Source organism: Aestuariivirga sp. (genome assembly GCF_037139295.1).
Classification (GTDB): domain Bacteria; phylum Pseudomonadota; class Alphaproteobacteria; order Rhizobiales; family Aestuariivirgaceae; genus Aestuariivirga.
This window is the reverse complement of sequence record NZ_JBAXGR010000032.1, coordinates 24,556-36,797: the sequence shown is the minus strand read 5'-3', so window position 1 is coordinate 36,797 and position 12,242 is coordinate 24,556. Positions and strand designations below refer to the sequence as shown.

The 12,242-nt window shown below is 63.3% G+C and carries 11 protein-coding genes; 3 read left to right on the top strand and 8 right to left on the bottom strand.

Features of this window, described 5'->3' with window-relative positions; genetic code table 11:
• A partial coding sequence (locus tag WCJ41_RS10520; RefSeq protein ID WP_336905810.1) for a DEAD/DEAH box helicase occupies positions 1 to 98 on the bottom strand: 98 nt, incomplete at its 3' end.
• 257 nt (positions 99 to 355) lie between these two features.
• On the opposite strand from WCJ41_RS10520, the gene aqpZ reads away from it, so the two are divergent.
• Positions 356 to 1,036 carry an aquaporin Z gene (gene aqpZ, locus WCJ41_RS10515; RefSeq protein ID WP_336905808.1) on the top strand — a complete coding sequence of 227 codons (681 nt, stop codon included), beginning with the start codon at positions 356 to 358 and terminating at the stop codon, positions 1,034 to 1,036.
• A 506-nt stretch (positions 1,037 to 1,542) separates the two neighbouring features.
• The gene (locus WCJ41_RS10510) at positions 1,543 to 2,550 is read left to right on the top strand and encodes an NAD(P)-dependent alcohol dehydrogenase (protein WP_336905807.1); all 1,008 of its coding nucleotides are present in this window, start codon (positions 1,543 to 1,545) and stop codon (positions 2,548 to 2,550) included.
• 6 nt (positions 2,551 to 2,556) lie between these two features.
• On the opposite strand, the gene WCJ41_RS10505 is transcribed toward WCJ41_RS10510, so the two are convergent.
• From WCJ41_RS10505 to WCJ41_RS10490, 4 genes are all read right to left on the bottom strand, one after another.
• Complete coding sequence (locus WCJ41_RS10505) at positions 2,557 to 3,960, bottom strand: hypothetical protein (RefSeq protein ID WP_336905806.1); 1,404 nt, start codon at positions 3,958 to 3,960, stop codon at positions 2,557 to 2,559.
• A 122-nt stretch (positions 3,961 to 4,082) separates the two neighbouring features.
• Complete coding sequence (locus WCJ41_RS10500) at positions 4,083 to 4,982, bottom strand: NAD(P)-dependent oxidoreductase (RefSeq protein ID WP_336905805.1); 900 nt, start codon at positions 4,980 to 4,982, stop codon at positions 4,083 to 4,085.
• Positions 4,983 to 4,985: 3 nt separating this feature from the next.
• On the bottom strand, positions 4,986 to 6,188 hold the full coding sequence (locus tag WCJ41_RS10495) for a mandelate racemase/muconate lactonizing enzyme family protein (RefSeq protein ID WP_336905804.1): 1,203 nt from the start codon (positions 6,186 to 6,188) through the stop codon (positions 4,986 to 4,988).
• Positions 6,189 to 6,309: 121 nt separating this feature from the next.
• Entirely contained in the window at positions 6,310 to 7,725 is a 1,416-nt protein-coding gene (locus WCJ41_RS10490) for a hypothetical protein (protein WP_336905803.1), read from the bottom strand.
• A 167-nt stretch (positions 7,726 to 7,892) separates the two neighbouring features.
• Between WCJ41_RS10490 and WCJ41_RS10485 the strand changes: the two genes are divergently transcribed.
• The gene (locus WCJ41_RS10485) at positions 7,893 to 9,509 is read left to right on the top strand and encodes a GMC family oxidoreductase N-terminal domain-containing protein (protein ID WP_336905802.1); all 1,617 of its coding nucleotides are present in this window, start codon (positions 7,893 to 7,895) and stop codon (positions 9,507 to 9,509) included.
• A gap of 9 nt (positions 9,510 to 9,518) precedes the next feature.
• On the opposite strand, the gene WCJ41_RS10480 is transcribed toward WCJ41_RS10485, so the two are convergent.
• The 3 genes from WCJ41_RS10480 to WCJ41_RS10470 are packed head-to-tail and all read right to left on the bottom strand — an operon-like array spanning position 9,519 to position 12,239.
• Positions 9,519 to 10,118 carry a ferric reductase-like transmembrane domain-containing protein gene (locus WCJ41_RS10480; RefSeq protein ID WP_336905801.1) on the bottom strand — a complete coding sequence of 200 codons (600 nt, stop codon included), beginning with the start codon at positions 10,116 to 10,118 and terminating at the stop codon, positions 9,519 to 9,521.
• A gap of 1 nt (position 10,119) precedes the next feature.
• Positions 10,120 to 11,469, bottom strand: a complete 1,350-nt coding sequence (locus WCJ41_RS10475) for an FAD-binding oxidoreductase (RefSeq protein ID WP_336905800.1) — start codon at positions 11,467 to 11,469, stop codon at positions 10,120 to 10,122.
• Entirely contained in the window at positions 11,466 to 12,239 is a 774-nt protein-coding gene (locus WCJ41_RS10470) for an SDR family oxidoreductase (protein WP_336905799.1), read from the bottom strand. Before WCJ41_RS10470 ends, WCJ41_RS10475 begins: the two co-directional genes overlap by 4 nt.
• Positions 12,240 to 12,242 lie beyond the last annotated feature (3 nt).

Genomic DNA, 12,242 nt, shown 5'->3' with positions numbered 1-12,242 from the left:
GGAATGGCTTCCGCCTGGATGGGGGTGGGGGTCGTGTAACCCGCAGCGGTGACCGCTTCGAGGGTTCTGGCGCTCAGTCCGAGCTCGGAAAACTGCATGTGGAGTGTAAAGACCGTTCTGGCGACTTTGGTTTGATGTCCGAAAATGCGCCGCGGGCGAATTGCGCCAAAAGGGCCCGGGCGCTGGATTACGCCGCACATAGGGATTCCGGTGGGGAAAGTCAATTCTTGGCAGGTCTACGACTTGCCGAAATGCCTCCCCGGCGACATTCTCTGCCTCCGCCGGGGTGTATCCCGGTCCGGGCCTGCCGATTCGCGTCAGGCCGGCCACATGTCATAATTGGGGGACTGAACTCATGAAGAAGTATTTCGCCGAATTCTTCGGCACATTCTGGCTGGTGTTCGGCGGCTGCGGCTCCGCCGTGCTGGCCGCCGCCTTCCCGGAACTCGGCATCGGCTTCGCCGGCGTCGCACTGGCCTTCGGCCTCACCGTGCTGACCATGGCCTATGCCGTGGGCCACGTCTCGGGTGCCCATTTCAACCCCGCCGTGTCGGTTGGCCTTGCCACCGCCGGCCGCATGCCCTGGGGCCATGTGCCGGGCTACATCGCCTCGCAGGTGCTGGGCGGCATCGTGGCGGCGGCCGTGCTCTACCTGATCGCCAGCGGCAAGGCCGACTTCGTGGCCGGCGGCTTCGCGGCCAACGGCTTCGGCGAGCATTCGCCGGGCGGCTATGCGCTGTCCTCCGTCATCGTCTGCGAAATCGTGATGACCGCCATGTTCCTGGTCGTCATCCTCGGCGTCACCCACAAGAACGCGCCCGCCGGCTTCGCGCCGCTGGCCATCGGCCTGTGCCTGACGCTGATCCACCTCGTGTCGATCCCGGTGTCCAACACCTCGGTGAACCCGGCCCGCTCGCTGGGCGTCGCCTTCTTCTCCGAGCCCTGGGCCATGCAGCAGATGTGGGTGTTCTGGATCGCGCCGATCGCCGGCGGCGTTCTCGGCGCCATCATCCACCGGATGATCTCCGAGGACTGAAACTCCTCCGATCACTGACGAAAAAGGGGCGGTCCTTTTGCAAGGTCCGCCCCAGTTTGTACGCACGGGAGGTCACGAGGAAGAGGAGGGAGGAGAACGCCCGACTCAATGAATATTACCCCAGTGTAAACTGTAATCTTACTTATTAAAAGCTTTGCTATTGGGTGAGCGCGGCTGACCCAAAACGTGATTTGACCGCATGCTGCATCAGGGTCACCATTACAGCATCAGAACGCGAGAGGTCTCGAACACTGATGCCGCCCACGCAGATCCAGCAGTCTTGAGCACGCTCAGCTTGCAGCGCAGGCCGGGTTGCTCTCATCACATCACTGAACATGTGGCCGCTTCAACGCGGCATTGAATCCCTGAATGAAAGGGTTGAGCGCTGAAGAGCGCGGACAGGCCCCGTGAGGCTCATCGCCTCCGGGGCCATCTCGCGTTCAGAAATCGCTTCGTGCTTTGTGCGGCCTGTTCTAGGGTGGCGGCAACAGGCAAGGGAGACGTGCATGAAGGTGATCAGGCTGAAGGCCCCGGGCGGGCTCGACCACCTCACCATGGTGGAGGTTCCGGAAGCAGCGGCACCGGGCAAGGGCGAGATCACCGTGAGGCTGCACGCGAGCTCGCTCAATTATCACGACTATCGCGTGATGGCGGTGCCCGGTTCGGTGGCGGACGGGCGCATTCCCATGTCGGACGGCGCGGGCGTGGTGGAGGCGGTGGGCGCGGGCGTCACCTCGTTCAGGCCGGGCGATCATGTCGTGTCGCATTTCTTCCCCGGCTGGATCAGCGGCGAGCCCTATCTGCCGGGCTTCGAGACGACGCCGGGCGATGGCGTCGACGGCTATGCGCGCGAGCGCGTGACGGTGCCGGACTTCTTCTTCACGCAGGCGCCCAAGGGCTGGTCGCATGAGGAGGCCGCCACCATCACCACGGCGGGCCTCACCGCGTGGCGCGCGCTCATCGTCAACGGCAACCTCAAGGCGGGTGACACGGTGCTGGTGCTGGGCACGGGCGGCGTGTCCATCGCCGCCCTGCAACTGGCGAAGGCGATGGGCGCCACGGTGATCGCCACCTCGTCGTCGGATGAGAAGCGCGCCAGGCTGGAAGCCCTGGGCGCGGCCCACACGCTCAACTACAAGACCCAGCCCGACTGGGGCACAGGTGTGAATGACTGGACGGGTGGTCGCGGTGTTGATCACGTCGTCGAGGTCGGCGGCCCCGGCACGCTGCCGCAGTCGATCGAGGCGGTGCGGGTGGGCGGCCACATCTCGCTGATCGGCGTCCTCACCGGGCGCAGCGGCGAGGTGCCGACCGGCGCGCTGATGCGCAAGCAGGCGCGCCTCCACGGCCTCATCGTCGGCAACCGCGTGCAGCAGCAGGATTATGTGCGCGCGCTGGAAGCGACAGGCATCCGGCCGGTGATCGACAGTTCATTCCCGCTGGAGAAGATTGCCGATGCCTTCCGCCATGAAGAATCCGGCAGGCACTTTGGCAAGATCTGCCTCACCTGGTGAGGCAACTTACCGCCGGCGGTAGAGTTCGTATTTGCCGATGGTCTTGTCGTAACTGTAGTCGTTCCACAGCGCCCGGAAGCCGGCATCGGTTTCCAGGAAGGCGAGCAGATCGAACTCGGCGCGGCTCCAGCCGCTGGCCGTATCGTTTCGCTCGACGATCACCAGGTCCGGTTTCCGCTCCAGTTCGCGCCTCGCCTGGCCGAAGGTGAGCTGCCTCGCCTTTTCCTGCAATTCAGGCCCGGCCAATGGCTCGCGCGCCGCGCTGATGAAGATGGGCCAGATCGCGAGCCCCTTGTAGTCCGACGCGGTGTAAAGCGCCGTCGGGAAGGCGGGAAATGGTCCGATTGCAAACGACAGGAAGCTGGGCGAGCGGTCAATCTCCGGCAGGAGCCGCGCCATCGTCTTCTGGCTTTCCGTCGGCCTGGTGAAGTCCAGCGTGAACCTGCCGATGATGTAGACGAGGATCAGCAGGTTGATCACGGCACACACCGCCACCAGGCGCCGCGCATTGAACGTGCGCGCCATCAGGAACAATGCCAGAAAGCCCCATGCCGCGAGGAAGTGGTAACTGAAGCCCTTGTACTGGATAAGGGCTGCGATGGTGAAGCCGAAGGTGGCTGCAATGAAGCCGCGCGCGGAAGGTTGCGGTGCTCCCGCCAGAGAGAATGGCACTGCAGACAGCAGGATGAAGCCGCCAATCTTCCATGTGGAGCTGGTTTCCATATGGGCCGCCCAATAGGTGGCGCGCGCCAGCGGCATGAATTCAAACAGATAGGGCTGGAAGAAAAGAACCAGTGACACTGCGTAGGCAGCGCCTGTTGCGGCGATGGCCACTTCCTCGGTGCTGATCTTGCGGCGCGTGGCGAAGACGAGGACGAGCGCAATGAGAAAGTGGGGCTTGATGGCAAATCCCACCCCCGCCATCACCCCGCTGATGATCGCCCCGCCACGGTTGCGGCAGGGACCCGCCACATAGGGTGCGGTGAGCATGAAGGCGATCTGCTCGCGTTGGCCGAAGGTGCCTGGAAGAACAAAGGCGACGAACAGCGCAAGCGTGATGGTGAGCGGCAGGCGGAGTTTGGCGTCGCAGGTTTGCCAGAACATGGCGACCGACGCACAGGCCATCGCCGTGACCCACAGCTTGACCGCCAGATCGTAACCCAGCCAGGGCGCGAAGAAGGCCGCCGGCGCATAGATCATGAAGGCCAGCGGCGGGTTCACTTCGTAAACGTCGACCCCGAAGACGGGCGGCCCCATGACCTGGCCCGCTGTCCAGGTGAGGAAGGCGACGTCGGAATTGACCGTCTCCCATGACTGCATGAACAGGATAGATGCCGCCGTGAAGGCGACCAGCAGCAGGCAGGTGATCAGGCCACTGCTCTGCCAGTCTGGCTTGTAGGTGTCACTCAACGGCAGGTCCTTCGCGTCACGGGACAATCAGGCATTGCATATCGCAGCCCGGTTTACGCAAGATGACCAAGAGACGCTGGAGAAAACCGCCGCGCCGAAGCCGGGCGGCGGTTCTGACGGGTCTATTCCAGCCGTGCCGGGAAGCCGGGAGCGCGGAGATCGGTGTTCAGCACGTCCTCGAGCAGCTTGGCGATCTGGGTGGACTGGGCCGCACCACCATAGGCCGCCTTGCCTTTCATGAAAGTCTGCTGGGTCATGGAGGCCAGATCGAGCGGCACGCTGAACTCCTTGCCGAAGTTCATGGCGAAGCCCAGGTCCTTCAACGCCAGGTCCATGGTGAAGGCAATGTCATAGCTGCCGTTGAGGATCAGCTGGCCCTCCGTCTCGTGCACGAAGCTCGAGCCCGATGAGGCGGTGATGGCGTGCCAGGCCTGGCCCAGGTCGAGGCCGCCGCGCTTGGCGAGCATGAGGGCTTCTGCATCCGCCACGAGGTGGATAAAGGCCAGCATGTTGGTGATGACCTTGATGACCGCCGCCGAGCCGATGGGGCCCATGAGGAAAATCTTCTTGCCGATGGTTTCAAGCGCCGGCCTGAATTGCTCGAACAGATCCTTGTCGCCACCCACCAGCACGGTGATTTCGCCACGTGCCGCAAGGTGCACGCCGCCCGTCACCGGGGCTTCCAGCACCTTGATGCCCTTGGCCTCGGCCATGGCGGCAAGCCTGATCATCTCATCGCGGCCGTTGGTCGAATTCTCGATCCAGGTGGAGCCGGGCTTCAACGTGGTGAGGATCTGCGAGAGCACCTTCTCCGACACGGTGGGTGAGGGCAGGCAGGTGAAGACCACGTCGACCTTCGATGCCAGTTCGGCGGGTGATGCGGCCCAGATTGCGCCATCCCTGATGTGGCGTTCGGCGAGCTTCGGGTCGAGGTCGTAGACGGTGACCTTGTAGCCCTTCTTGACGAGCGAATGCGCCAGGTGGCCGCCAAGATTGCCGAGGCCGATGTAACCGTAATGCATGTTCTATTCTTCCTTGCGCAGGGGGCGGTTGGTCATTTCGAGATGGAGGTTGGTGCCGGTGTAGGGGTGGGCTTCGGCCACCTCCTCGTTCAGCTCGATGCCGAGGCCGGGTTCTGTCGGCGGGATCACGTAGCCGTCCTGCCAGAGGATGGGCTTCTTGAGCAGGTTGGCGTGGAAGCCGCTCCATTCCTCGATCGACTCGAGGATCAGGAAGTTGGGGAGTGAGGCGGCAAAGTGGATGTTGGCCGCACCCTCGACAGGGCCGGCATAGAGGTGCGGCGCGATCTGGGCATAGAAGGTCTCGGCCATGCCGGCGATCTTCTTCGCCTCCATCAGCCCGCCCACGCGGCCCAGCGCCATCTGCAAGATCGATGCAGCACGATTTTCGAGCACGCGGCCGAATTCGTACTTGGTGGTGAGGCGCTCGCCCGTTGCAATCGGGATCGAGGTGCCGCGGGCGACGAGTGCCATTTCCTCGGGCTTGTCGGGCGGGGTGGGCTCCTCGAACCACAGCGGATCATAGGGCTCGATCTTCTTGGCGAAGCGGATGGCGCCAGACGCGGTGAACTGGCCATGCGTGCCGAAGAGGAGGTCAGCCTTGGTGCCAACGGCCTCGCGGATGAGCTTGCAGAACTTCACGCAGAGCTCGATCGACTCGAGCGAGGGCTGGCGCGGGTCGAAGGCGGAATAGGGCGCTGCCGGATCGAACTTGATGCCGGTGAAGCCGCGTTCGACATAGTAAGCTGCGCGCTCTGCCGACTGCTCGGCGTTCCAGAAGATGGTCGCGTCCTGGCCCTTGGACATGTCGGGGTAGATGTAGGTGTAGGAGCGAAGCTTCTCGTGCACGCGGCCGCCGAGCAACTCATAGACCGGCTTGCCGACGGCCTTGCCCTTGATGTCCCACAGCGCGATCTCGAGGCCGGAGAGCACACCCATCAGAGATATGTCGGGCCGCATCGAGAAGCCCGAGCCATAGACCTTGCGCCACATGCTTTCGAGATGGAACGGGTCCATGCCTTCAACGTAGCGGTAGAAGGTATCCTCGATCATCGCCGTCATGGCCTTGGGGCCGAAGGTGTCGCAATAGCATTCGCCGATGCCGGTGATGCCGTTGTCGGTCGTCAGCTTCACGAAGATGAAGTAGCGGCCGCCCCAGGAGGGTGGCGGATTACCGACGATGAAGACTTTGAGGTCCTTGACTTTCATGGCGAGTGCCCTCCCGAAATTGCCTCGCTTCTAGCAGGTCACGGGATGGGAGGGCGATGAAATTTTCTTACCACCGGTGATTTGTAAGCGCTTGTTTCCATTGCCTGTATCGTTCTCGAGCTCACCTGCGGCGGTAAAGCAGGAACGGCCCGATGGAGCGGTCAGGTGCGTAGTTGCTCCAGGCCTCACGGAAGCGGGGATCCTGGTTGAAGAATTCAAGGATGTCGAAGGGTTGGCCATCGATGACATAGGGCACGTTCAGCGTGATGACGAGCACTGGGTTGTTGGCAAGTTCGCGAGTTGCCTGCGACAGTGCCAGCATTCTTGTTTCAACCGGGTCGCCCTCGACAAGTCCGGTAGCAAGACTCGCCACCGCTGGAATGAAAATCTGGTGGATCGCGATACCCACGAAACGCGACGTCGAATGGATTGCCATGGGAAAGGCAGGATAAGGCTCGGGCACAAAGGAGGCATAGCTTGCCGCGCCATCAATTTCCGCCTTGAGCGCGGAGTCGATGGCAATATCCCCATCGACAACCGAGCGCCAATAGAGTGTCGATTTTCCGGCCATAATGGCGACCGTCAGCAGGAACAAGGCTGACACGAAGGCGACTGTGCGGTTCTCGTTGAAGGTCCTTACGGTCAGATAGAGCGCAAGAAATCCGAATGCGGGAATGAAGTGATAGACGAAGCCCTTCTGCTGAAGGACGGCTGCCGCGGTGAAGCCGAGGGTGGCGGCAAGATAGGGCAGAGCGACAGGTTGGGGAGCGCCGGCGAAGGCCATCGGAACGGCGGCAAGCAAGGTGAAGGCCGTCTGCTCAACCATGGCATCCCATGGGTGGTGAATTGCCCAGTAGGTGGTGGCGGCCATTGGCACCATCTCCAGCAGATAGGGCTGGAAAAATGCGAGCAGGGTCACGGCGTAGGCAGCGCCGACGGCAATGATGGCGCGCTCTTCCAATCCGAACCTGCGACGCATCGCGAAGATGAGAGCCAGGGGGATCAGGAAGTGGGGCTTCATCATGAAGCCGATGCCCGCCATGATGCCGCTTAGCAGGCCCCAGCGGCGGTTGGGCGCAATGCCCGCCACATAGGGCGCACAGAGCAGAAGCACGATCTGTTCCCGCTGCGCGAAATGGTTTGGGAAGACGAGCGTGACGAACAGCAGCAACACGACGGCGACCGGCAGTCGCATCGCCCTGCCGGCGGTCTGCCAGAGGCAGGCGAGTGAGGCCAGTGTCAGGATCAGCATCCAGGTTCGGACGCCCCACTCGAGGCCAATGACTTTTCCCAGTAGCACCGCAGGCATGTAGATCAGGACGCACAGCGGTGGATTGACTTCAAGGATGTCGCGTCCGAAGACCGCCCCGCGAAGCATCTGGTTCGCAGTCCAGGTTAGGAAGGCGACGTCGCCGTCGACGACGTTGTAAAAGGGCATGAGGAAGTAAAACAGCACAGCGAGGGCAAATATGCCTGCAAGGGACCTGTCGTTCCCAAGCCGCGCCGCGAAGCCTTCCCATGTTGTCGTCATGCGCATCAGTTTTCTCTGGTTTCGCGCTCTGCACCGTTTGGCTTAAGTCGCTTCTACCAGCTCAAAAACTGCAATGGCGATGAAAAATTCTAACGGGATGTGAAGCGGAAACACTTGTTTTGATTGCCCGAACTGGCGCAAAAGCGGGCGATCCTCACCAGTGTCGGTGCATCTTGGCAGAAACATTCGATTACATCATCGTCGGTTCCGGTTCGGCCGGATCAGTGCTGGCCGACAGGCTGACGGCGAGCGGCAAGCACCGCGTGCTGCTGCTCGAGGCGGGCGGTACGGACTGGCGCTTCTACGTGCAGATGCCGCTGGGCTACGGCAAGACCTTCTACCACAAGTCGGTCAACTGGATGTACCAGGCCGAGCCCGACCCGGGGCTGAACGGCCAGAGCGACTATTACCCGCGCGGCAAGCTGCTCGGCGGGTCGTCCTCCATCAACGCCATGGTCTATATCCGCGGGCACCGGCAGGACTATGAGGACTGGCGCGCGGCCGGCAATGTCGGCTGGGGCTGGGACGAGGTGCTGGCCACCTACAAGAAGATGGAAGACTACGCTGCGGGCGACCCCGGCTTCCGTGGCCGCGGCGGACCGCTGACCATCACCGACCTTGGGGCCCAGGCACACCCGCTGTGCAAGCCCTATCTCGAGGCCACGGAGAAGGCAGGGCTGCCCTTCACGCCGGACTTCAACGGGGCGGAACAGGAGGGGGTTGGCCTTTATCAGTACACAATCAAGAACGGCATTCGCAATTCCGCGGCGCGCGCCTTCCTGCACCCGGCAATGAAGCGCAAGAACCTGCTGGTCGAGACGCATGCCCAGGTGACGAAGATCCTGTTCGAGGGCAAGCGCGCGGTGGGCGTGGCCTATGTGCAGCGGGGCATGAAGCTCGACGCCAGGGCGCGCGAGGTGATCCTCGCGGGAGGGGCCATCAATTCGCCCCAGCTGCTGCAGCTGTCCGGCATTGGCCCCGGCGCGCTGCTGCAGTCATTGGGCCTGCCAGTGCTGCATGACAATGTGAACGTCGGCGCGCGGATGCAGGACCACCATGGCGTCAACTACACCTGGCGAATGAACGTGCCGACGCTGAACGACGAGCTGCGCCCCTGGTGGGGCAAGCTCAAGGCCGGAATTCAGTATATCCTGACGCGCAAGGGGCCGCTGTCGCTTTCCATCAACCAGGGCGGCGGCTTCTTCCGCACGCACCCGGAGATGGCGAGGCCCAACATGCAGCTTTACATGCAGGCCTTCTCAACGCTGATCCCCAAGGCAGGCGAGCGGCCGATCCTCAATCCCGATCCGTTCTCGGGCTTGTCGCTGGGACTATCCAACTGCCGCCCGGCGAGCACCGGTCAGGTGATGATCAAGTCGCCCGACCCGCTGGTGCACCCGAAGATTTCCTTCAACGCCTATGGCACCAACTCTGACGTCGAGGAGATGCTGGCCGCGGTGAAGTTCCTGCGGAAGATCGCCGCACAGGAGCCGCTGAAGGGCCTGATAGCGGAAGAGCTGCGCCCGGGTCCGGAGATCAACACCGACGCGACGATGATCAATGATTTCCGCCAGCGCAGCGGCACCGTCTACCACCATTCCTGCACCTGCCGCATGGGGCCGGACGCGGCGACCTCAGTGGTGGATTCGCGCCTGCGCGTGCACGGCGTCGACGGTTTGCGCGTGTGTGATGCCTCGGTGTTCCCGAACCTGATCGCCGGCAACACCAATGCGCCGGCGATGATGGTGGGTTGGCGCGGCGCGGAGATCATCCTGGAGGATGCGCGCTAACACGTGCAGTCAGTGCCGCACCCCTGCCGGATGCCGGAAATTGTACAACAGCCGATAGCCCTCCAGCGCCACGAGCGGCAAGAGGTGCAGCCACAGGCCGATATGGTCCTGCCTGATCAGATACCAGTGCAGGAAGGCCGCGATGGCGGAGACGTAAACGACGCGCTGCAGCGGCTTCCACCAAAGCCCAAGCCAGTGCACGCTGGCATCGTTGCTGGTGATGGCCAGCGCCAGCAGCGTGACGAAGCCGACCCAGCCTGTCGCATATTCGATGAGCTTCAAGTCGAACAGCACAACATGGAAGTTGGACTGGCGCACCAGATAGGCTGCCAGATGCAGTGCTGCATAAAGGAACGTCGCCATGCCGAGTTCGCGCCGGCGTTTCAGTAGCCACATCGGCCAATGCGGGCCGGAGTGGAACTGCTTCATGACGATGCGCAGGGGCGAGACGGCGAGCGTCAGGATCAGCAGTCGCACCGCCCACTCGCCCGACTGGTTGATGAGCAGGCCCCAGCTGTGAAGCTGTGTGAACTGGACAAGCATGCCGATGACCGGAAGGGCCAGCAGGGCGCGGAAGGCCCAGTGCGAGTCGATGAGCCGTGCCAGCACCTCAGATCACCTTGCCGGGATTGAGGATGCCTTTGGGATCAAGCGCCTGCTTGAGGCTGCGCATGAGGGCCAGCTCGGCGGCTGAGCGCGAGAGGTGGAGATAGGGCCGCTTCAGCGTGCCGATGCCATGCTCGGCCGAGATCGATCCGTGGTAGCGGCCGAGCACGCCATAGACGATGTCATCCACCGAATGCATGTCCTCACCCGGGGCATAGAGGGTGGAGACACAGATGTGGACGTTGGAGTCGCCCACGTGGCCGTAGAAGGAGACATGGGCATCGGGCCAGCGCTGCTTCAATGCGACGGTGCAGACTTCGGCGTAGTCGCCGATCTTCCCGATGGGCAGGCTCACGTCGAAGTTCAGCAGGTTGGGCAGCGCCTCGATGGGGTGGCCGTCGCGCACCGACCACATCTCGCGCGACTGTGCATGCGAGCGGGCGATGAGGGCATCGGTGATGAGACCGTCCTCCAGCACCTGCGCGAGGAAAGTTTCGATGGCGCCCGCAGCCATGGTGCTTTCGACGATCACCCAGAAGGGATGGTCGGCTTCGAAGAAGCGGAGCTTCAGCGCATTGGCATTGAAACTGAAATAGTCGCGCCACATCGCCTCGAAGGCGACGATGCCGCCGAGCGAGGATTGCGCGGCGCGGAGCAGGGCCACCACCTGCTCGTAGCTTTGAACCGCACAGAGCATCGTCGTAATCTCGCCAGTCGGCGGGTGCAGGCGCAGCACGGCGCGGGTGATGAGGCCGAGGGTGCCCTCGGAGCCGATGAACAGCTGCTTCAGGTCGTAGCCCGCGTTGTTCTTGAGCATGCGGTTCATCGAGGAGATGATGGTGCCATCCGCCAGCACGGCCTCAAGCCCCAGCACCTGCTCGCGTGCCATGCCATAGCGAATGACGCGGATGCCGCCCGCGTTGGTCGACAGGTTGCCGCCAATGGTGCAGGAGCCGCGGGACCCTAAGTCGAGGGCGAGGAACAGGCCAGCCTCCGCTGCGGCGCGCTGGCATTCCTCGAGTGGCGTGCCGGCCTTCACCACCATGGTGGCGGAGGCGACGTCCACCTCCTCGATGCCGCGCAGCCGCTCAAGGCTGATGGCGATTTCGCTGCCGCCGGGATTGGCGCCACCTGCGAGGCCCGTCATGCCGCCCTGCGCGATGACGGGAACACCCGCCGTGTTGCAGAGGTTCAGTGCAGTGGCCACTTCGTCGGTGCTGCGCGGACGAATGAGCGCGCGTGGCAGTGACGTGCCGGTGAGGCTCATGTCGGAACCGGGCCGCTGACCCATCGCTTCGCCTTCGAGTACGGCACCGTCGCCGAGGGCTGCGCGCAGATCGGCAAGCAGGCTCATATGGACTTCGTTGACCCGCCATCGATGCGGATCATCTGGCCTGTCACATAGGATGCTTTCGGGCTGGCGAGGAAGGCGGCGACGGCGGCGAACTCTTTCGGGTCGCCATAGCGGCCAACGGGGATTTCGGCGGATGACTCGGACACGACCTGTGCGACGGCCACGCCGCGCGCCTGCGCCTCCCGCGTGTTCAGGCTGTCGATGCGTTCGGTGGCGAAGCTGCCGGGCAACAGCATGTTGACGGTGACGCCATCACCCGCGACCTGACCCGACAGCGTCTTCATCCAGCCTGCCAGTGCCGCGCGCAGGGAGTTCGAGATGGCGAGGCTGGCGAAGGGCTCGACGATGGAGGTGGAGGCGACTGACAGGATGCGGCCGAAGCCCTGGCTGCGCATGTGCGGCAGCACGGCCTCTGTCAGGCGCATCTGGTTCAGCACCATGGCCTCGAACTGGCTGCGCCACAGATCGGGGTCAACCTTGGTGACGTCGACAGGCGGCGGGCCGCCGGAGTTGTTGACGAGAATGTCCGGCATGCCGAAGCGCTTCAGTGCCGCTTCGACGGAGGCCCAGTCACCCATGTCAGCGGGAAGTGCTTGCGCTTCGAGGCCATGGGCGCCGAAGGCCCGCACATGGGCGTCGAGCTTGGCGGCATTGCGGGCGAGCAGGCCCACCTTGCAGCCTTCATGAGCGAGGGCTTCGGCGATGGCGAAGCCAAGGCCTTGGCTGGCGCCGCAGACCAGTGCGGTCTTGTTCCTGAGATCGAGTTCCATGGG

Excerpts from the sequence above, each read along its gene's own strand:
- aqpZ (WP_336905808.1), top strand. The coding sequence starts at position 356 with ATGAAGAAGTATTTCGCCGAATTCTTCGGCACATTCTGGCTGGTGTTC.
- WCJ41_RS10510 (WP_336905807.1), top strand. The coding sequence starts at position 1,543 with ATGAAGGTGATCAGGCTGAAGGCCCCGGGCGGGCTCGACCACCTCACC.
- WCJ41_RS10500 (WP_336905805.1), bottom strand. The coding sequence starts at position 4,982 with ATGCATTACGGTTACATCGGCCTCGGCAATCTTGGCGGCCACCTGGCG.
- WCJ41_RS10495 (WP_336905804.1), bottom strand. The coding sequence starts at position 6,188 with ATGAAAGTCAAGGACCTCAAAGTCTTCATCGTCGGTAATCCGCCACCC.
- WCJ41_RS10490 (WP_336905803.1), bottom strand. The coding sequence starts at position 7,725 with ATGCGCATGACGACAACATGGGAAGGCTTCGCGGCGCGGCTTGGGAAC.
- WCJ41_RS10475 (WP_336905800.1), bottom strand. The coding sequence starts at position 11,469 with ATGAGCCTGCTTGCCGATCTGCGCGCAGCCCTCGGCGACGGTGCCGTA.
- WCJ41_RS10470 (WP_336905799.1), bottom strand. The coding sequence starts at position 12,239 with ATGGAACTCGATCTCAGGAACAAGACCGCACTGGTCTGCGGCGCCAGC.